Source organism: Microbacterium sp. LMI13-1-1.1 (assembly GCF_040815625.1).
Classification (GTDB): Bacteria; Actinomycetota; Actinomycetes; order Actinomycetales; family Microbacteriaceae; genus Microbacterium; species Microbacterium forte.
Window position 1 is genome coordinate 107,789 of record NZ_JBFPNL010000007.1, and the last position, 19,702, is coordinate 127,490.

The following is a 19,702-nucleotide window of genomic DNA, read 5'->3' on the forward strand; positions in this document are numbered from 1 at the left end:
AGACATCCCTATCGGTTCGGGCATTATTCACGGCCCAACCCCTCGATGTCGCGCAGCGGCCACGGAATACTGGAGTCATGGCCAACGGCGGGCCCGTCTGCGGGCCGATCTCGACCTTCTCGCGAGTGCGGATCCTGCACGCGCTGTTCGAGGGCGGCTCGGCGCAGGACGACGGCACGCGGACGCGCGCGGAGCGCACGATCGGCGAGCTCTGCGAGGCGACGGGGCTGCACCCCAACACGGTGCGCGAGCACCTGCAGCGTCTGATCGAGGGTGGCTACGTCATCCAGGCCAGCGAGCATCGCACCACCCGCGGTCGCCCGCGCACGCTCTACAGCGCGGTGACGGGCGCAGCCGATGCCTCCAGCCCCATCGCCCGCAACAAGGCGAAGGCGGCCGCCGTCCGCGGCGATCTGCTGCGCCGAGTCCTTCCTGCGTCGGCATCCGCTCTGGGTCGCGATGCGACCTATCAATTGGATGCCCTGATCGAACACTTGGAGGAGAGCGGCTTCGAGCCCGTCGTCGATGACGAGCAGCTCACCGTCGATCTCAGCCCGTGCCCGCACGCCGCGGGTCGCGCCGACGACCGTCCGATGCTGTGCTCCGTGCACCTCGGCCTCATGCAGGGGGTGCTCACCGAAGCCGGTGGGCCGCTCGCTGCCGAGGCCGTGCGCACCCCCGCCCTCGCGGCGGACTGCGCTGTGCCTGCTGAGTGCGTGGTGCAGCTGCGCCTGACGGAGATGACCGCCGCCTAGGCGAGCATCTGTCTTATTCACGGTCTGCGGCCCCGCGAGGGCAGCGGGCACGTCGTTAGCGTGGCACCCGGGGCACGGAAGAACACGGGCACGGAAGAAGGAGTGGCTCATGGAATGGCTCGACCCGCTGGTCCTGTCTCGATGGCAGTTCGGTCTGACGACCGTCTACCACTACCTGTTCGTGCCGCTGACGATCGGCATGGCGCTCGTGGCCGCGATCTTCCAGACCGCGTGGGTGCGCACCGGCAAGGTGCAGTACCTGCACCTCACACGGTTCTTCGGCAAGATCTTCCTGATCAACTTCGCCATGGGCGTCGTAACCGGCATCGTGCAGGAGTTCCAGTTCGGCATGAACTGGTCGGACTACTCCCGCTTCGTCGGTGACGTCTTCGGCGCTCCGCTGGCCTTCGAAGGCCTGCTCGCGTTCTTCTTCGAGGCGACGTTCATCGGCCTCTGGATCTTCGGCTGGGACAAGCTGCCGCAGAAACTGCACCTCGCCACGATCTGGTGCGTCTCGATCGGCAGCATCCTCTCGGCGTACTTCATCATCGCGGCGAACGCGTTCATGCAGAACCCGGTCGGCTACGTCTTCAACCCCGAGACCAACCGCGCCGAGCTCACCGACTTCTGGGCGCTGCTGACGAACCCCGTCGCGCTCGCCGCCTTCCCCCACACGATCTTCGGTGCGCTGATGTTCGCCGCCGGCGTCGTGATCTCGGTCTCGGCCTGGCACCTCGCACGGGGTCAGCACTTCGACACCATGCGCATCTCGCTCAAGTTCGGGCTCTGGGCGATGATCGTCTCGACCGCCGGCGTCGTGCTCACCGGCGACCAGCTGGGCCTTGCGATGTACGCCGCGCAGCCGATGAAGATGGCCGCGGCCGAAGCCACGTTCAACACGGTCTGCGGGCCTGATGCCTCGTTCAGCCTGTTCACGCTCGGCACCCCAGACGGCAGCTCCGAGCTGTTCTCGATCCGTGTTCCGTACCTGCTGTCACTGCTGTCGACGCACACCTTCGACGCCTGCGTGCACGGCATCAACGACCTCAACGCCGAATACGCCACGACGTTCGCCGACATCGGCCTCACCGAGTTCGCCCCGATCCTGTGGGTCACGTACTGGGCGTTCCGCTGGATGATCGGCCTCGGCATGGCCGCAGCCCTCGTCGCCGTGGTCGGCCTCTGGGTCACCCGCAAGGGCGCCAAGAACCCGCCGGCGCCGTGGATGTGGAAGCTCGCGATCTGGTCGTTCCCGCTCGCGCTCGTCGCCAACATCATGGGCTGGGTCTTCACCGAGATGGGCAGGCAGCCCTGGATCGTGTTCGGCCTGATGACCACGCAGGACGGCGTCTCGCCGGGTGTGAGCGGCGTCGAGGTCCTCATCTCGCTGATCGCCTTCACCGCGATCTACGCCGCGCTCGCCGTGGTCGAGATCCGCCTCATCATCCGCGCGGCCCAGAAGGGCCCGGACACCGAAGAGCAGCCCCACGAGGAGACGGCCCAGCTGCCGTCCGTCGTGTACTGAGAAAGGGATCAGTCATGGAATACATGTGGTTCTGGATCGTCGCCTTCCTCTTCGTCGGCTACTTCGTGCTCGACGGGTTCGACTTCGGCGTGGGCATGTCGCTGCCGTTCCTCGGCAAGAACGACGTCTCTCGTCGCCAGGTGATCAACACGATCGGCCCGATCTGGGATCTCAACGAGACCTGGGTCATCGTCGCCGGTGCCTGCCTGTTCGCGTCGTTCCCCGAGTGGTACGCGACGCTGTTCAGCGGGTTCTACCTGCCGCTGCTGCTGATCCTGCTCGCGCTCATCCTGCGAGGCGTGTCGTTCGAGTACCGGCACCAGCGCGAGAGCGCGGCCTGGAAGCGCGGCTTCGACCGGATGATCGTGATCGGCTCTGCCGTGCCCGCGCTGCTGTGGGGCGTCGCCTTCGGCAACATCGTGCAGGGGGTGGCGATCGACGAGAACCACATCTACGTCGGCGGCTTCTTCGCCCTGTTGAACCCGTATGCGCTGCTGGTCGGCGTCACGACGCTGCTGCTGTTCTTCCTGCACGGCGTGCTGTTCGTCTCGCTCAAGACCGACGGACAGGTGCACGCGGATGCTCGTCGACTGGTGAAGCTCGCCGCCGGCCCGACGGTGCTCGCCGCCGCGGGAACCGTGATCTGGACCATCGGCATCGCCTGGGGGCGCCAGTCTCCACTGATGCTCATGGTGGTCGGCTGCGGGCTCCTTGCAGCGCTGGCGCTCATCGCCTCGGTCCTGTTCTCGCTGCGCGGACGTGATGGGCGGGCGTTCACGGCGGGCGCTGTCACTGTGGCATCCGCTGTCGTGATGCTGTTCGCGGCGCTGTTCCCCTACGTCATGCCGTCGACGATCGACCCGGCCTTCAGCCTCACGATCGAGAACGCATCGAGCACGCCGTATACGCTGACCATCATGAGCTGGACCGCCCTGATCGCACTGCCCCTGGTGCTGGCGTACCAGACGTGGACCTACTGGATCTTCCGCAAACGCGTCACCCGCAGCTCGATCGAGGGGGCTCCGGCGCACGCGTGAGAGCTGACTCCTGTTCCGGTCGCAGTTCGTGCCGCATCCCTGTTCGGGGCGCGGCACGAACTGCGATCGGAGTGTCTTCGCTCGTGTCTGTGGCGCGGGAGGTGCGCTCGTGAAGCCGGTCGACATCCGCCTGCTGCGGTATGCGAGTGCCGCGCGCGGATTCCTGCTGCTGTCGGGCGCGATCGGGGTCGTGCAGACGGCGGTCACCGTGGTATTCGCGTGGATGCTGACGCAGGCCGTCACCGGCGTGCTCGCGGGGCGCGATGTCACGGCATCTCTCCTGTGGCTGCTCGGCTTGGCAGCGCTGCGGGGCGTGCTGATCGCCGCCTCGGATGCCGCCGGCACCCGTGCCGCGGCGAAGACGGGCATGCAGCTGCGGGCTGCGCTGATCGCGGCAGTCGGGCGTCTCGGGCCCGGCTGGCTCGCGCAGCGCAATCAGGCGGGGCTCGCCGTCACGGCGGGGCATGGGCTCGAGGCACTCGACGCGTACTTCGCGCGATACATCCCGCAGCTGGTGCTCACGGTCATCGCGACGCCGGTGCTGGTGGCGGTCATGTGGTGGCAGGACTGGCCGAGCGGACTCACCGCGATCATCACGCTCCCGCTGATCCCGCTCTTCCTGATCCTGATCGGCATCGCGACCCGCACGGTGCAGCGCACGCAGTGGCAGACGCTGCAGCGACTCGCGGCCCGGTTCGCCGACACGGTGCAGGGTCTCTCGACGATGCGCCTGTTCGGTCGCGAGCGGCGGGCCGCCGCCCAGATCGAGGCCACGGCCGACGAGTACCGCCGCGAGACCATGAAGGTGCTGCGGTTCTCGTTCCTGTCCGGTTTCGCGATGGAGCTGCTGGCGTCACTCGCCGTGGCGCTCATCGCGGTGGCCGTCGGGTTCCGGCTGCTGTCCGGCGACCTGTCGCTCGAGGTCGGGCTGTTCGTGCTGCTGCTCGCCCCCGAGGCCTTCCTGCCGATCCGCCAGGTCGGCGTGCAGTTCCATGCCGCGTCCGAGGGGGTCGCGGCGACGGAAGACGTGTTCGAGGTGCTCGACGCGGCGGAGGCTCGCGTCGTCGGCGTTCACAATTCAGCACGGAACCGTGGCACGGTGCCGGAAGAAGAGCTGAGCGCTGGTTTCGGCCGTGTTCATGCTGAATTGCGAACGGGCACCGCGCGAGACCTCGTCGTCTCGGATCTGCGCGTGCGCGATCTGCCGCCGGTCTCGTTCACAGCCGTTCCTGGAACCATCACGCTGATCGAAGGACCGAGCGGCGCGGGCAAGTCGAGTCTGCTCGCGGCTCTGCGCGGTGCCGTCGAGTTCGAGGGTTCGGCTGCGATCGGCGGTGTCGATGTGCGCGAGCTCGCGCCGTCGGAGTGGCTGGCGTGGAGCGGGCAGCGCCCTCAGCTGAGCCGAGGCACGATCGCGGCGAACGTGGCGCTGGGCGATGCGGACCCGGATGCCGACCGCATCCGCCGGGCACTCGACGATGAGTGCGCGCAGGAACTGGATCCGACGTTCGAACTCGGCGTGCAGGGCAGCGGGCTGTCGGGTGGCCAGGCGCAGCGGGTCGCGGTCGCACGGGCGCTGTATCGGCAGGCCGGTCGCCTCGACGCGGTGCTGGCGCTCGACGAGCCGTCCAGCGCGCTGGATCCTGAGACCGAAGCGCGGCTCTGGGCGTCGCTGCGTGCGCGCGCGGATGCCGGCGCGACGGTGCTGCTCGTCTCGCACCGCCGATCGGCGAGAGACATCTCCGACCACGTCGTGGAGCTGGGGGTGAGCCCGTGAGCGCCGACTCCGCTCGCATCCGCGGCATCCTTCGCCTGGCGCAGCCGCCTGTTCGTCGCTTCCTCCCCGGCCTGATCTGGGGCTTCCTCTCGGCTGGTGCCGCGGTGAGCCTGCTCGCGGTCAGCGGCTGGCTGATCGTCAGCGCATCGATCGTGGACTCGCTCGTGCCGCTGTCGATCGCGGTGGTGGGCGTGCGGTTCTTCGCGGTGTCGCGGGCCGTGACGCGCTACCTCGAGCGTCTGAGCGGACACGATGCGGCGCTGCGTCAGCTCACGTCGACCCGCGCCGACATGGTGCGGCGGCTGACTCCGCTGTCGCCGGCGGGGCTCGGGCGCACCGACCACGGCCGGGTGCTGTCGGCCCTGGTCGACGATGTCGAGAACCTGCAGAACCTGCCGCTGCGGGTGGTGCAGCCGCTGGCCGTGTCGGGGCTCGTGGCGCTCGGCGCCGTCGGATTCCTCGTGTTCGTCTCGGTGCCCGCGGCTCTCACCCTCGCAGCATGTCTGGTCATCGCTGCCGCTGCGGCGATCGGTCTCGGCTGGTTGTTCGGCTCCCGCGCCGAGGCAGCCGTGTCGAGTCGCCGCGGAGATCTGTCCGCCGCGCTCATCGACTACTTCGGCTCGCTCGACGTGCTGCTCGCCTATGGAGCTGAGCCGCAGGCCCGCGAGCGCGTGCGACAGGCGGATGCCGAGCTGCGTCGCGCCGTGAGCACCGCCTCGCTCGCGCAGGCGATCGCCGCCGGGATCGTGTCTGCGGTGGCGGGTGCTGCATCGGTGTGGGCACTGGCGGTGGCCGCGCCGGGTCTGCAGACCGGTGCGATCGACGGGCCCTGGTTGGCTGTCGCTGTGCTGGTGCCCATGGTCGTGTTCGAGGTCTTCGGCGCGGTGCCGATCGCGGCGGCATCCTGGCGGAGCGTGCGGTCGAGCGCCGAGCGCATCGTCGACGTGCTGCCCTCCGAGGTGCCGGGCGAACTACGGTCGGACGACGGCGAGGATGCCGAGATCGTCGGCGTCCCGGCGCTAGGGCTGCGGGGCGTGCGGGCATGGTGGCCTGGTGGGGCGCCGGCGTTGCGTGGAGTGGATCTCGATCTGCATTCGGGCGAGCGCGTGCTCGTGTCGGGGCCGAGTGGGGCGGGCAAGAGCTCTCTGGCTGCCGCGCTCGTCGGATTCCTGCGGGTCGAGGGCGAGTATTCCGTGGGCGGCATGGATGCGGCGGCGCTGTCGGGTCCCGCGCTCCGCCGCACGATCGGGCTGTGCGAGCAGAGTCCGCAGCTGTTCGACGAGGACATCCGGCAGAATCTGCTGTTCGCCCGCGACGATGCGACCGATGATGAGCTGCTCGCCGTGCTCGACCGTGTCGGACTCGGGTCGTGGGTGCGCGAGCGCGGGGGACTGGATGCACGGGTCGGCGACCGGGGCGGCCTCGTGTCGGGCGGTCAGGCGCAGCGCATCGCCCTGGCTCGAGCGCTCCTGCGGGGATTCCCGGTGCTCGTGCTCGACGAGCCGACCGCGGGGGTCGATCCCGACGCATCCGATGCCCTGCTGCGCGACCTGCTGCAGGCGGCGGGGGAGCAGTCGGTGCTGCTGATCTCGCACGTCGCCCCTCCGGCCGGAACCGTCGACCGGGTCGTCAGGTTGGAAGAGGGGCGCACCGTATCGGGGTAGCCGGCGGTCAACTGTGTCCGCGGGGCCGGCCCGCGGGCGCAGCGTCGCATGACGGGCGCGGCGCCGTGGCATCCGTCGTCTCGTGCGGTGTGTCGGTCTCTGCGTCCCAAGGTGTGCTCGCTGGCGCGGTGACGATCTCCGAACCTCGTGTCCGTGTGCAGGACGCAGGCACGGATGCCCTCTCAAGATCGGGGTTCCGATCCTGCAGATGTGCCTCGGTCCTGCGATCGGTACGCGTGGACGGTCCCCGGGGTGGCGGTTCCGGGGGGTGGCCGGTGCGGCTCGGTCGTTGAGCGAGGAGCGCAGCGACGAGACGAAACGCGGTGAGCGTCCCCGTCAGACGCTCAGGTCGGCCCGGGGCTCCATCACGATGCCCTGGGCTTCGAAGACGCGGCGGCGTTCTTCGATGCGGCGGTGCAGCTCGACCTGCGCGTCGTCGACGAGCTGCGGGTCGAGATCGACCGTCGCGGGGTGCGGGTCGCCGTGGTTCGCCTCGATGTAGGCATCGAGCTCGGGGCCGGACGTCCACGACGTGATCAGGGCGTAGCGCGGAGTCGTGCCGCGGTGCCAGACCGCATGCCAGAAGCGCTGCGTGTCGACGATGATGCGCGAGCCCTCGCGCAGCGGCAGGCGGATCTCGGTCGCCGGGTCGAACCGATCGGAGCGCAGGAGCAGCAGCGAGTCGGTGTCGTCGGAGAGGTTGTAGTAGCCGCGCACGACCCAGCCGGTGCCGTCTTCGTTGAGGCGGTTGTTGTCGTCCTGGTGCAGGTTGTACACGGCGTCGGCGTATTCGTTGGGCTGCAGCTCGATGACGCGGCAGCGGCCGACTCCGGCACCGGGTTCGAGGGCGCGGCGCTGCAGGGTCGGCGCGATCGCGACCTGTGACTCGACCCACACGCCGTCTTTATCGGTGCGAGGAGGGGTGTGGTTCCAGAATCCGTTGCATTCGATCGCGCCGGCATAGCTCGCGAGCGGGGCGAAGCGCGTGACGCCCGACGAGCGCCACCCGATGTACTCGAGATCGAGCCACTCGGCGGGGTCGGATGCCTGGTCGTGGTCGTCGAGCACGACGTAGCCGGTCTCTGCCAGCGCCTCTGACCTGATGAAGCCCATTGCGTCCCCTCCGTGCCTGATTCCTTAGGCCATCCTAACCAGGGGACATGGCGGCCGACCGAGGCGCGGCCGGGGAAAACCCCGTCGATTCGCGCCGTGGCCCGGGTTGTCGTAAGCTAGTCCGCGGTGACGTGTCCGAGCGGCCGAAGGTGCAACTCTCGAAAAGTTGTGTAGGGTAACCCCCTACCGTGGGTTCAAATCCCACCGTCACCGCCATTTAGAAAAGCCCCGCTTCCCTTTGTTTCATTGGGAATGCGGGGCTTTCTCGTTGTCCGGATTCAGTGCGTGGACACTTCCGTGGACACATTCAACTTGGAACGGGCTCGATCGGGTGCGACCGCCACTGAGTTGAGGTCGTCGTCGAGGAGATCGGCGTAGGTGTCGAGTGTCATGGCCGCGGACGCGTGGCCGAGCATCCGTTGCACGGCTTTTACGATCGCCCCGGCAGAAACCGCGAGCGATGCAGCAGTGTGACGCAGGCTGTGAGGCCTGACGCGGGGGACTTTGGATCTTCCGCCTGCGCTCGTTTCACCGACGCCGCGAACCATCCGTCGCGAGAGTTCGGATTTCGTAGATGAACGCCTACCTCGCGCTGATCCCGCGAGTGCGCGGATTGCTCTCCGACGACGTGTGACGAGCGCGCGCCGTTCTCAGAGCGCCGGATCGAGGCGTGTCAGCGCAGCATCCATCTGCTCGGCCATGTGCGCGTAGCCGACGTCGGCCGGATGCAGTCCGTCGGACGCCATCCAGCTGTCTTCCGACCCCGCGTGGTGCCCGTCGAGCCAGCGGCTCGCGCCGGGGATCCAGTCCGCGCCGATCTCGGCCGCGGCATCCTCGACCCAGACGATGATCTGTTCGAGGGACGCCGGGCGCTGCTCCGTGTACCAGAACGGCTCGACGACGACGATCCGTGCGGAAGGCAGGGCCTCGCGGATGCGGGTGAGATCGCCGCTGATCGTGTCGCGGATGAGGTCGGCACGACGGTCGTAGCTGAAGGTGTCGTTCAGGCCCATCGTGACGAAGACGATGTCGGGCTTCTGCGCGATGACGAGCGCCGGCAGGTCGTCCTCGCCGAAGTTCTCTCGATGGTTCACGAACCCGAGGCCGTTGACGCTCGGGTTGAACTCCCGCCACCCGCGCTCCTCGCTGATGATCGTCGACCAGCGGAGCGACGGATCGCTCGCCCCGGTGCCGAGCGTGTAGGAGTCTCCGTAGAACGCCACGAGCGGGCCGTTCCCCGCTGATGCCGACGTGTCGGGTAGGGGCGCGGCGCTGCAGGCCGTGAGGCCCAGGGCGAGGGCGACGACGGATGCGAGAGATCGGAAGCGGCGCATACTCTCTGTTCGTTGCCGAGGCGTCGACGGATGGCTGCGGCTCCACGGCAGTCCGACGAATGCGAGGGTCAGGTGCCGCACAACGGGGACGTGGGGTCGGTGCCCGGTCCGCGAGCATGTCGAGTGCGGCCTCGGCGGGCGATGATCATCGCTGATCCGATGACGAGGCAGCGATCTCGGGTCAGCGTGCCAGTGAGAGGGTCGCGATCGCCGATTGGATCGCCACCGCGGCGGCTCCGCGCGCCCAGGCGGTGAACCCGGGCTCGTCGATATAGAGCTCGATGGGATCCGCGAGCGGGTCGCGGTCGGCGGCGATCGCGCGTCGGATGGCGGGTTCAGCGACCGAGAACAGACCGATGCCATCGCCGGCGAGAACCGTGGCGGGCTGCATCGTCAGGTTCGCTGCGAGGGCGATGAATCGGCCGAGCGCTTCGCCTGCTGCATCCGCCACCGCAGTCGCTGCGGGGTCTCCATCTGCGGTGAGCGCCAGGAACTCCTCGTAGTCGACCGCGCGTCGCAGGGCACCGGAGACCTGAGCGGTGATCGATCCCGACGTGAGCATCGCCTGTGCGCACCCGCGGTGTCCTCGGTCGCAGAGGGGCCCGTTGGCTGCGAGCGGGATGTGTCCGCCGAGACCCGCGCCGACTTCGCGCGTGCGCACGACCTCGTTGTGAGCGACGACCGCGTATCCGATGCCCTCACCGATGGTGATCACTGAGAATCCGGGCAGGCCGCGGCCCATGCCGAACCACCTCTCGGCCTCGGCGAGCGCGACGAGGTCGTTCTCGACGGTGACGGGCAGTCCGGTCGCTTCGGCGAGCATCGCCGCGAACGGCACGTCGTGCCAGTCGAGGAACGGCGCGAACTCGACGACGCCGTCGTCGACGGAGCCGCCGAGGCTCACGCCGATGCCGCGGATGTCGCCGTCGAAGTCGTCGATCGCCGCGCGGATGTCCGTGACCACGCTCGACGGGTCGGAAGCGGTGAGGGGGCGTGTGGAGGAGTCGACGAGAGCGGCGCGGACGTCGGTGAGAGCCGCGTGCAAGGTGTCGCCGGTCAGCTTCATACCGACGAAGAATCCCCGGTCGGGGGCGATGTCGAGAGGCCTGGTCGGTCGGCCGACGGAGCCGTCGACGACGTCGTCGAGCTCGATGAGCAGCCCGGTGTCGAGGAACGGCTTCGCCAGTCGGGTCAGGCTCGCTGCCGAGAGTCCGAGTCGACTCGTCAGGGCCGAGCGCGAGATCGGACCGTGGATCAGGACCGCTTCGGCGAGCGCGTTCTCGCTCTCTGTGAGCATGATCACCTCCTCGTTGTTTCCATTGTGGCAGTAAAACGGGCTTCCTCTCCAGAATCGAGGGGTCGAAATCGGGTCTTGGCTCATACTTATTTTCGTGATAGAACTAATCCATGCATTTCAGCAATGAGGCTCTGCAGGAGAGCGTGATGGATGATCTCGAGTCCCCGGCCACCCGCGATCGCGTGATCCACCTTCACCGCGGCGGGACGAGTGTCGTCATCGACCTCGAGTCCGAAGAGGTGCCCGTCATCGTCCACTGGGGTGAGGAGCTCGCCGACTCGACTCCGGAGACGCTGCGCAGCCTCGCCGTCGCCGCGCGTCCGCAGCGGGTGTCCGGCGGTCTCGACCGCACGGCACGTCTCAGCGCGGTCGCCACCGAGGCCTCGGGCTGGCTGGGAACGCCCACAATCGAGGGGCACCGTGGGGGAGTCGGCTTCAGCATCAAGCCCGAAGTCGTCGAGGTGCGCGTCGATCACCATGCGGCCGCGGTCGAGCTGGAGGATGCGGAAGCGGGGATCCGCCTTCGGTGGGACGTCGAAGTCGGCGTCGCAGGGCTTCTCCATCAGCGCATGACGGTGAGCAACACCGGCGACGGCGGCTATTCCCTCGATGCGCTGCAGCTCGCCTTCCCCACCCCGGGGGATGCCACGGAACTGCTCGACACGACCGGTCACCATCTTCGCGAGCGCAGCGCTCAGCGGCACGTCTTCACTCTGGGCACTCACCTGCGCGAGAGCCGGAGGGGGCGTCCGGGGGCAGACGCGACGGTGCTGCTGGCCGCGGGGCGGCCCGGGTTCGGATTCGAGTCCGGTCGGGTGCACGGCATCCACGTCGCGTGGAGCGGAAACCACCGCGTGCTCGCCGAGCGGGTCGTGACGGGCGATGCCTTCCTCGCCGGCGGTGAGCTGTTCGCCCCCGGTGAGGTCGTGATCGCCCCCGGAGCGTCCGTGTCGTCGCCCTGGGTCATCGGCTCGTGGGGCGACGGTCTCGACCGGCTGGCGCAGCGCTTCCATTCCGAGTGGCGCGACCGTCCCCAGCATCCGCGCCGTGCGCGTCCGATCACTCTCAACACGTGGGAGGCCGTCTATTTCGACCACGACTTCGACCGCCTGGCTGCGCTCGCCGATACGGCAGCGGCCGTCGGGATCGAGCGGTTCGTGCTCGACGACGGGTGGTTCACCGGGCGACGCGACGACACCCGAGGGCTCGGCGACTGGGAGGTGGATGCCGAGGTCTGGCCCGAGGGTCTGCATCCTCTCGTCCGCAAGGTCACAGGGCTCGGCATGGAGTTCGGGCTCTGGGTGGAGCCCGAGATGGTGAACCCCGACAGCGACCTCGCCCGCGCGCATCCCGACTGGATCCTTCAAGGCCGGTCGTCGCTGCCGCCGTCCGCACGGCAGCAGCAGGTGCTGGACCTCGCGAATCCCGACGCGTACCGACACATCGCCGATCGGCTTCTCGCCCTCCTGGGCGAGTACCCGATCGCCTACCTCAAGTGGGATCACAACCGGGATCTCGTCGATGCGGGCAGCGGCCCCGGCGGATCCCCGCGGGTGCGCGAACACACCCTCGCGCTCTACCGACTGCTCGATGAGCTGAAGGCGGCCCACCCCGATCTCGAGATCGAGAGCTGCGCATCGGGCGGTGCTCGAGTCGACCTCGGCATCCTCGACCGCACCGACCGCATCTGGACCAGCGACAGCCTCGACCCGATCGAGCGGCTCGAGAACCAGCGCTACACCGGCCTCGTCGTGCCGCCCGAGATGATGGGCATGCACCTCACGAGCCCGGTCGTGCATTCGTCGGGGCGCACGGTCTCGCTCGAGCTGAGCGCCGCTGTCGCCCTGCTCGGACACTTCGGTGTCGAGTGGGACCTCACCTCCGCCGACGAGGAGACCCGGGGGCGTGTCGCCGCCTGGATCGCCCTCGCCAAGCGGCTGCGTCCGCTGATCGCCGACGGCACCGTCGTCCACGTCGACGGTGTCGAGCCGGGCATCGACGTGCGCGGGATCGTCGCCGAGGATGCCGCGCACGCGGTGTTCACCATCACGCAGGTCGCGACGAGCGCCGCCTACCCGGCGGGGCGCGTCCGGTTCCCGGGGCTCGACCCTGCTCGCTCATACGCACTCCGCATCCTCTCGCGTCCCGCGCACGACCCTGCGCAGTCGCCGCTCGCGTGGGCCGAAGAGCCCGTGACGATGACCGGCCACGAGCTCGGGAGCATCGGCGTCCGCCCGCCCGTGCAGTTCCCGCAGCAGGCGACCGTCGTCGAGATCGTTTCACAGCACTGACAACCGAGCAGTTCTTCCGCGCAAGGAGGCGCACGCATGAGAATCAGACATCGAAAGACCGCCAGGGGTGTCGCGATGGCGGCCGCCTTCGGCACCGTCGTGGCGTTGGGAGGGTGCGCGTCGTCGCCGGACGACGGCGTCACCACCCTCAGCTTCTTCCAGTTCAAGGGGGAGGCGCTAGAGGACTTCAACGCGATCATCGCGGATTTCGAGGCCGAGAATCCCGATATCCGCGTCGTGCAGAATCAGGTCGCGGACTCCGAGACCCTCATCCGCACGCTGCTCGTCAAGGACAAGGCGCCAGACGTCATCACCCTGAACGCGAACGGGGGATTCGGGGACCTCGCTCAGGCCGGGGTGTTCTACGACTTCTCCGATGAGCCGGTTCTAGAGACCATCAACCCCGCGGTGCAGGAGATCCTCTCAGATCTCGGCACCAAGCAGGACGAGGTGAACGGACTCGGTTACGTCAACAACGCCAACGGCGTCATCTACAACCAGGACATCTTCGAGGAGCAGGGGCTCGAGGTCCCCGAGACGTGGGACGAGTTCATCGCGGTGTGCGAGGCCCTCGAGGCTGCGGGGATCACCCCGTTCTACGGCACCCTCGCGGACTCGTGGACCGGCATGCCGTCATGGAACGCTCTGGGGGCGTACGCCTCGCAGGGCGGCTTCTTCGACGACCTTCGCGCGGAGGGTGAGGATGTCGGCGCCGATTCGGCCGTCTCGTTCGAGAAGGACTTCCCCGAGGTGATGGCTCAGCAGGCAGAGCTCTTCTCGTACATGCAGGAGGGATACCGCGGCCGCACCTACGACGACGGCAACGCGGCCTTCGCCCGAGGCGAGTCCGCCATGCTGCTGCAGGGCATCTGGGCGCTGAACCCCGTCAAGGCCATCAACCCCGACATCAAGGCGGCGATCTTCCCCTACCCGGCGGCGGACGATCCTGATGATCGTCTGCTGGTCTCCGGTGTCGACGTCGTCGTGACCATGGCGAAGGACACACCTCATCGCGAGGAGGCGCTCCGCTTCATCGAGTACCTGTTCGACGTCGGAGTGATCGAGGAGTTCGCCGCTTCTCAGAACATGATCCCGTCGGTGGAGGGCGCCGAGCTGAGCGACGACCCTGCGCTGCAGTCGGTCAAGCCCTTCTTCGACGAGGGGAAGATCACCGGCTTCATCGATCATCAGGTGCCGCCGAGCATCCCGCTGGTCGCGATCGTGCAGCAGTTCCTGTTCGACGGCGACGCGGATGCGGCGCTGTCGACCCTCGACAGCGAGTGGCGCAAAGTCGCCGCCCGCACCATCCCCGTGACGGGAGACGAAGAATGAGCACCCTGACCAGCGCTGTGCGCGCCACGACACCGGGGCCCGAGGGCACGAAGCGAGCGCGCCGGGTCCGCACCGCGAGCTCCCGCGCGCTGCCCGCCTATTACTGGATGGTCTGGCCCGCCGTCATCGCCTTCGCCGCGTTCCACACCATCCCCGTCATCGTGGGCATCTTCTTCAGCTTCACGAACTACGCCGGCTACGGCGACTGGAACTTCGTCGGCATCTCGAACTACCTCAACCTCTTCAAGGACGACAGAGTCCTGAAGGCCTACGGGTTCTCGTTCCTGTTCGCCATCGTCGCCACGATCCTCACGAACGTGATCTCGCTCTCGATCGCCATGGGGCTCAATGCCAAGATCCGCGCACGGAACTTCTGGCGCGGCGTCTACTTCGTGCCGTACGTGCTCGCGATCCTCGTGATCGGCTACGTCTTCCAGTTCCTGTTCTCGAACTCGCTGCCGAAGATCCTGTCCGGCATCCCGCTGTTCCGCGACAACATCCTCACCAACCCCGACTGGGCGTGGACGGCGATCGTCGCACTGGCGGTCTGGCAGGCCTGCGCGTTCTCGATCATCATCTACCTCTCCGGTCTGCAGACGATCCCGAGCGAGTTGTACGAAGCCGCATCTCTCGACGGTGCATCCTCATGGCGGCAGTTCGGATCCATCACCTTCCCGCTCATCAGCGCGTTCTTCACGATCAACGTCGTGCTGAGCCTCAAGGGCTTCCTGCAGGTCTTCGACCCGATCGTCGCCCTTACGAACGGAGGGCCGGGCACGTCGACCGAATCGGTCACCCTGCTCGTCTTCCGCGGTGGATTCTCCGGCGGAGAGTTCGCCTACCAGACCGCGAACGCCGTGATCTTCTTCATCGTGATCACGATCGTCTCGCTCCTGCAGTTCCGGGTCCTTCAGCGCAGAGAGGCCGATATCTGATGACCACCGCAACCACGATCCTCGCCGAAGCCGAGGCGACGACACCTCGCCCCGGATGGCGCGCCAGGCGCGCCTCCGAGAACGACGACACCCGCAGGACGAACTGGTGGGCGACCGCGCTCATCGCGGTCTGCTCGCTGACCGTGCTCATCCCGCTCTACCTCGCGGTCGCCGTCGCACTGAAGACGCCAGAGCAGCTCGCCGCCGGCAACGGGTTCGAATGGCCGAACCCGATCCGCTGGGAGAACTTCGCCGACGCGTGGGCGAGGACCGCGTTCCCGCAGGCGCTGTTCAACACGGCGCTGATCACGGTCGGAGCGGTCGTCTTCACCCTGCTGACCAGCTCGGTGGTGGCGTACGCGCTCGCCCGCAACAGCCACCGACCGTTCTTCAAGGGGGTGTTCTTCTACTTCCTCGCCGCGCTGTTCATCCCGTTCCCGATCATCATGCTGCCCCTGGTCAAGCAGACGTCGCTCCTCGGTCTGGACAACCAGGTCGGCATGATCGTGCTCTACACGATCTTCGGCATCTCGCTGAACGTCTTCATCTACAGCGCCTACATCCGCTCGATCCCGATCGAGCTCGAAGAGGCGGCGCGCGTCGATGGAGCATCCACGTGGCGGGTGTTCTGGCAGATCGTGTTCCCGCTGCTCACGCCCATGAACGCCACCGTCGGCATCCTCACCTGCGTCTGGGCGTGGAACGACTTCATCATGCCGCTCGTCGTCCTCACCGACCCCGGTGCGCGCACGATCCCGCTGGCGCAGTACGTGTTCCAGGGCCAGTACAACACCGACTACACGACCGCCTTCGCCTCGTATCTGATGGCGATGGCGCCGCTCCTGATCGTCTACATCTTCTCGCAGCGGTGGGTCATCTCCGGGGTCACCCGGGGATCCATCAAGTAGGTGTGATCGGGAGAGATGCCGCACTGCGCCGAGTGACGGGGCGGAGAGGTCACCTCAGACAGGGCCATGCACGCGGGCATCCGCAGTCTGGGAGTTCGGTCGTCGCGGGGGCTCAGGCCGCGAGGCTGTCGATGTGTCGCTGCAGCACCCGGTCGGCCTGACCGGCGGGGTCGTCGGAGGTGTTCCACAGCAGGTGGAGCGCAAGCCCGTCGAGCAAGGCGTGCAGTCGTGCCGTCTCGAGATCGGGATCGAGAGTCGGGTCTGTCACTCCCGACTCTGAGAGCTGTCGCAGCACTGATGAGCACACTCGGCGGACGCCGTCGTGAAGGTCGGCTGCGCTTCCCCTCAGGCTCTCGTCGGTGAGGGCGAGCCGGCTCAGCTGCAGCTGCACGACGAGCTCTGTGCGTCGTGTGTCGTCGAGGGGGAGCAGTTCCCGCATCCACTGCATCGCTCTCTCGCGACCGTCGCCCGTCACGGCACGCAGTCGGGCCGCGACGGACTGTCGGATGCGGTCGAAGCAGAAGCGGCGGAGGGCGTCCTGCGTCGGGAACGCGCGTCGGAGCGACGCCGTGGCGATCTCCGCCTCCTCCGCGACCTTGCGCACCGACAACCCGGCGATGCCATCGCGCACCAGCACGCGGAACGCCGCCGCCCCGATCTCGTCGTTGCGGTCGTCGTGGTCGATGAGGCGGGGCATGACCTCATTCTCGTGCAGTGGCGGGTGATCGCTTGGGCCAGATCGAGTAGCTGACGGCCCACAGCAGATCTATCGCCACGATCATGCCGAGGATCGGGAAGAATCCGAGCAGTTCGGCGGTGCGAGCCGCGTCGCCGACGAGAGCGATGAGGCCCCCGAGGAGCCCCGCTGCGATCGCGGCGGCCAGCATCGTGCGCGCGACGTCCTTCCAGCAGGAGATCGTGTACGCAGAGCCGAACAGACGCGGTCGAGGCGCCGCCCCACGAAAGCGCGAGGCGAACTTCGCATCCGCCCACGCGACCATCCGGTGGCCGTATGCGACCGAGATGCCGATGTAGAGAGCGGCCAGACCGTGGTGCCACGAGGCCGTTCCCCCGCTCATGAGATCGAGGGCGACGAGCGCCAGCAGAACCAGGTCGATGACCGGCGCCGCGAGCAGCAGCATCCGGCCCAGTCTCGGGCGGTCGAAGGCGTAGCGGGCGATGAGGCCGGCTGCGATCGCGATCCAGAAGCCCACCTCGCACGCGATGATCGCAGCAAGGATCATGGACGGTCCTCTCGGTCGACGGTCCGATGATGTTAGCACGACTGTGCTACCACCTGACATGCGGACGCCGCAGGACTTGAGTATGTGGCGACCACAGGGTTTCTACTACGACATGCACTCGACGGAGGAAAGCGTCGCCACGGGCGCCGCCGACGGCCAGAATGAGTCAGAAGACGGCCGCGCAGGAAAGGGACCCTTCATGGCGTGGAGCACGAGAGAGGTCGCTGACCTCGCCGGAACCACGGTGAACACCGTGCGGCACTACCACCAGGTGGGCCTGCTCGAGCAGCCGAGCAGATCCTCGAATGGATACAAGAGCTACGAGGTGAGTCACCTCGTGCAGCTGCTCCGCATCCGTCGTCTGCGCGAACTCGGGGTTCCCCTCGATCAGATCGATCGCGTCTCCGCCGGGGACGATCGTGCCCTCGCGGCGTTGGAAGACATCGACGCCGAGCTCGCCGTCACGATCGAGCGGCTGCAGCAGGCTCGGGTGGAGATCCGCACGATCATCGACGGCGCGACGACGACGGATCTGCCTCGGGGCTTCGAGAACCTCACCGCACGCCTCACCGAGACCGAACGGTCGCTGATGCTCATCTACTCCCAGGTCTACGACGACGAGGCCATGCGGGATCTCCGGGTGATGCTCGAATCCGATCCGGCCGACGTGCGCGCCGACTTCGATGCGCTGCCACCGGATGCCGACGAGCAGACGCGGATCCGCATGGCGGAGAGATATGCGGTCGGACTCGCTCATGATCTGACGACCTATCCGTGGCTGCAGGATCCTCTGGCGCATCACCGAGGGCGCCCGCAGATGACATGGGAGGCGGTCGCGGAGTCGGTCGCCGCGCTCTACAACCCCGCCCAGCTCGATGTGATCGCCCGAGCGCATGTGATCGCGCTGGCGACGATCGCCGCCGGCTGAGCGGGAGCACGACTCCCGGCGCTGTCGATTCACAGACGCGGCAGCACCGTCGCCGCGATCACGGTGTTCATGATGACGGCGTTCATCGTGCGCACCACCGCGCTCGATGCCGCTGCGGCACCCCAGTCGCCGTCCTCGAGCCGCTTCGCCCGCGCGTAGACATCGCTGCCCCAGGGGATCTCCGCGTGGAACTGGGGGAGCGTACCGCTCGCCGACAGGAGGGCGATGCTCGCCGCGGTGCGGGGGTCCGGATCGTCGCCGTCGATGAGCGCGGCTCGCACTCTGCGGATGAGGTCGGAGCGGCGTTCGCCGGCGAGTGTGAGCTTCGTCGTCGGGAAGAGTCCGAGGACCTTGCCTTCCGCGCGGTTCAGATCACCGCGCGCGACGACACGGTCGAGGACCGGGCCGCGCAGCTGGGGACCGATGCCGGCGAGAACGGCCTGCACGTCCTGAGCCTTCTTCGACAGCGATGTCAGTGCCGATGCGAGAAGCGGGTCGGGCGCGTCGCCTTCGCCGACCGCGCGTACCCGGGTGAAGAGTCCGTGCTCCTCGGCTTCGACCCGACCGGCGAGCGCGAGGTCGGCCAGCACGGCGCCGCCGAGCACGTAGAAGAGGATGTTCTCGCCGGCGATGGTGCCCGAATCGGGTTGGAAGAGCAGGAGCAGGGTGTCTTCGACGATCAGGGGTTCTTCCGACATGGGTGCTCCTCGGGTCCTCGGCGTCGCGGCCGCGACCTGTCGTCACGGTCGTCACGAGCGCCTGTAGACGCATAGTCAAGACGGTGTTCCGACCACAGGGTCAAGCGGGTCGGTGATCGGAGAGCTCACGCTTGACCCTGTCCCGGGCACACGGTCTTGACTGCCTTCAGACATCCGCGGTACGCATCGTCCGCGGCATCCGACAGAGAGAGATACGACCGATGGACAACCCCTATCCCTGGTTGCAGGACTTCATCAACCAGGTCCCCGAGATCCTGCAGCCGATCATGGTCGCGCTCGTCGCCGCCATCCCGTACATCGAGGGCGAGGGCGCCGCCGCGTTCGGCATCATCGCCGGAATCAACCCGATCGTCGCTGCGCTCGCCGCCATCACGGGCAATGTGCTCTGCGTGATCGCGGTCGTGCTGCTCGGATCGCGGATCCGCGGCGGGGTCGTCGCGCGCCGCGCGGCGCGATCGGCTGCGGCCTCGCCCTCAGCGGTCGGTGGCTCGGCGCATGTCACGTCGACGGTGGCGACCGCGACGGCATCCGACGCAGGCGGGGTCTCCGGCTCAGCGACAGCCGACGACGATGACACGACGCGGCGCGGGAAGGGGCGCGCGAAGCTGCGGCGCTGGCTGGTCAGGTTCGGTGTCCCCGGCGCCAGCATCCTGGCACCGATCGCTCTTCCGACGATGCTCACCGCGGCCTTCTTCGTCGCATCCGGCGTGCGCAAGGAATGGGTCATCCTGTGGCAGGTCATCGCGATCGTGCTGTGGACGGGAGCTGTCGCGGCCGCTGCCACGGGACTCCTCGCCCTGCTGGGCTGGTGAGGTCCTCATCGCGCCCACCTGTCGGCTGCGA

At 67.9% G+C, this 19,702-nt stretch carries 18 protein-coding genes and 1 tRNA gene; 12 read left to right on the forward strand and 7 right to left on the reverse strand.

Going from position 1 to position 19,702, the window contains the following annotated elements; genetic code table 11:
• Positions 1 to 77 precede the first annotated feature (77 nt).
• The 5 genes from MRBLMI13_RS16815 (at position 78) to cydC (ending at position 6,758) form a co-directional block, all read left to right on the forward strand.
• Positions 78 to 755, forward strand: coding sequence for a helix-turn-helix transcriptional regulator (locus MRBLMI13_RS16815; protein ID WP_367824041.1), 678 nt, complete (start codon positions 78 to 80; stop codon positions 753 to 755).
• 109 nt (positions 756 to 864) lie between these two features.
• Positions 865 to 2,280, forward strand: a complete 1,416-nt coding sequence (locus tag MRBLMI13_RS16820) for a cytochrome ubiquinol oxidase subunit I (protein WP_367824043.1) — start codon at positions 865 to 867, stop codon at positions 2,278 to 2,280.
• A 14-nt stretch (positions 2,281 to 2,294) separates the two neighbouring features.
• Positions 2,295 to 3,317 (forward strand): cytochrome d ubiquinol oxidase subunit II, encoded by a 1,023-nt coding sequence (cydB, locus tag MRBLMI13_RS16825; protein ID WP_042539938.1) that lies wholly within the window; start codon positions 2,295 to 2,297, stop codon positions 3,315 to 3,317.
• 109 nt (positions 3,318 to 3,426) lie between these two features.
• Positions 3,427 to 5,094 carry a thiol reductant ABC exporter subunit CydD gene (cydD, locus tag MRBLMI13_RS16830; RefSeq protein WP_367824045.1) on the forward strand — a complete coding sequence of 556 codons (1,668 nt, stop codon included), beginning with the start codon at positions 3,427 to 3,429 and terminating at the stop codon, positions 5,092 to 5,094.
• Positions 5,091 to 6,758, forward strand: coding sequence for a thiol reductant ABC exporter subunit CydC (gene cydC, locus MRBLMI13_RS16835; RefSeq protein WP_367824047.1), 1,668 nt, complete (start codon positions 5,091 to 5,093; stop codon positions 6,756 to 6,758). Before cydD ends, cydC begins: the two co-directional genes overlap by 4 nt.
• Positions 6,759 to 7,094: 336 nt before the next feature.
• On the opposite strand, the gene MRBLMI13_RS16840 is transcribed toward cydC, so the two are convergent.
• Positions 7,095 to 7,871: a hypothetical protein gene (locus MRBLMI13_RS16840; RefSeq protein ID WP_042539944.1), complete on the reverse strand. Its 777-nt coding sequence runs from the start codon at positions 7,869 to 7,871 to the stop codon at positions 7,095 to 7,097.
• Between the two features lie 125 nt (positions 7,872 to 7,996).
• Between MRBLMI13_RS16840 and MRBLMI13_RS16845 the strand changes: the two genes are divergently transcribed.
• A tRNA-Ser gene (locus MRBLMI13_RS16845) sits at positions 7,997 to 8,087 on the forward strand.
• Between the two features lie 62 nt (positions 8,088 to 8,149).
• Here the strand turns inward: MRBLMI13_RS16845 and MRBLMI13_RS16850 are convergent.
• From MRBLMI13_RS16850 to MRBLMI13_RS16860, 3 genes are all read right to left on the reverse strand, one after another.
• On the reverse strand, positions 8,150 to 8,419 hold the full coding sequence (locus MRBLMI13_RS16850) for a tyrosine-type recombinase/integrase (protein WP_367824049.1): 270 nt from the start codon (positions 8,417 to 8,419) through the stop codon (positions 8,150 to 8,152).
• 102 nt (positions 8,420 to 8,521) lie between these two features.
• Positions 8,522 to 9,205, reverse strand: coding sequence for an SGNH/GDSL hydrolase family protein (locus tag MRBLMI13_RS16855; protein WP_367824051.1), 684 nt, complete (start codon positions 9,203 to 9,205; stop codon positions 8,522 to 8,524).
• A gap of 181 nt (positions 9,206 to 9,386) precedes the next feature.
• The gene (locus MRBLMI13_RS16860; protein WP_367824053.1) at positions 9,387 to 10,502 is read right to left on the reverse strand and encodes an ROK family protein; all 1,116 of its coding nucleotides are present in this window, start codon (positions 10,500 to 10,502) and stop codon (positions 9,387 to 9,389) included.
• Positions 10,503 to 10,648: 146 nt separating this feature from the next.
• On the opposite strand from MRBLMI13_RS16860, the gene MRBLMI13_RS16865 reads away from it, so the two are divergent.
• Genes MRBLMI13_RS16865 through MRBLMI13_RS16880 form a run of 4 tightly spaced genes read left to right on the forward strand, consistent with a single transcriptional unit; the run spans position 10,649 to position 15,968 of the window.
• A complete protein-coding gene (locus tag MRBLMI13_RS16865) occupies positions 10,649 to 12,793 on the forward strand; it encodes an alpha-galactosidase (protein WP_367825062.1) in 2,145 nt (714 codons plus the stop codon).
• 36 nt (positions 12,794 to 12,829) lie between these two features.
• Positions 12,830 to 14,125: an ABC transporter substrate-binding protein gene (locus tag MRBLMI13_RS16870; protein ID WP_367824057.1), complete on the forward strand. Its 1,296-nt coding sequence runs from the start codon at positions 12,830 to 12,832 to the stop codon at positions 14,123 to 14,125.
• The gene (locus MRBLMI13_RS16875; RefSeq protein WP_079113516.1) at positions 14,122 to 15,060 is read left to right on the forward strand and encodes a carbohydrate ABC transporter permease; all 939 of its coding nucleotides are present in this window, start codon (positions 14,122 to 14,124) and stop codon (positions 15,058 to 15,060) included. The genes MRBLMI13_RS16870 and MRBLMI13_RS16875 overlap by 4 nt, the downstream gene beginning before the upstream one ends.
• Positions 15,060 to 15,968: a carbohydrate ABC transporter permease gene (locus tag MRBLMI13_RS16880; protein ID WP_367824059.1), complete on the forward strand. Its 909-nt coding sequence runs from the start codon at positions 15,060 to 15,062 to the stop codon at positions 15,966 to 15,968. Before MRBLMI13_RS16875 ends, MRBLMI13_RS16880 begins: the two co-directional genes overlap by 1 nt.
• A 112-nt stretch (positions 15,969 to 16,080) precedes the next feature.
• Here the strand turns inward: MRBLMI13_RS16880 and MRBLMI13_RS16885 are convergent, their stop codons facing one another.
• Together MRBLMI13_RS16885 and MRBLMI13_RS16890 are read right to left on the reverse strand one after the other, a co-directional pair.
• On the reverse strand, positions 16,081 to 16,665 hold the full coding sequence (locus MRBLMI13_RS16885; RefSeq protein ID WP_367824061.1) for a TetR/AcrR family transcriptional regulator: 585 nt from the start codon (positions 16,663 to 16,665) through the stop codon (positions 16,081 to 16,083).
• 4 nt (positions 16,666 to 16,669) lie between these two features.
• The gene (locus MRBLMI13_RS16890) at positions 16,670 to 17,212 is read right to left on the reverse strand and encodes a hypothetical protein (protein ID WP_367824063.1); all 543 of its coding nucleotides are present in this window, start codon (positions 17,210 to 17,212) and stop codon (positions 16,670 to 16,672) included.
• Between the two features lie 82 nt (positions 17,213 to 17,294).
• On the opposite strand from MRBLMI13_RS16890, the gene MRBLMI13_RS16895 reads away from it, so the two are divergent.
• Entirely contained in the window at positions 17,295 to 18,140 is an 846-nt protein-coding gene (locus MRBLMI13_RS16895) for a MerR family transcriptional regulator (RefSeq protein WP_367824065.1), read from the forward strand.
• A 29-nt stretch (positions 18,141 to 18,169) separates the two neighbouring features.
• On the opposite strand, the gene MRBLMI13_RS16900 is transcribed toward MRBLMI13_RS16895, so the two are convergent.
• Positions 18,170 to 18,838 (reverse strand): GOLPH3/VPS74 family protein, encoded by a 669-nt coding sequence (locus MRBLMI13_RS16900; RefSeq protein ID WP_042539961.1) that lies wholly within the window; start codon positions 18,836 to 18,838, stop codon positions 18,170 to 18,172.
• 221 nt (positions 18,839 to 19,059) lie between these two features.
• On the opposite strand from MRBLMI13_RS16900, the gene MRBLMI13_RS16905 reads away from it, so the two are divergent.
• Positions 19,060 to 19,671 carry a small multidrug efflux protein gene (locus tag MRBLMI13_RS16905; RefSeq protein WP_367824067.1) on the forward strand — a complete coding sequence of 204 codons (612 nt, stop codon included), beginning with the start codon at positions 19,060 to 19,062 and terminating at the stop codon, positions 19,669 to 19,671.
• The last annotated feature ends 31 nt before the right edge of the window (positions 19,672 to 19,702 follow it).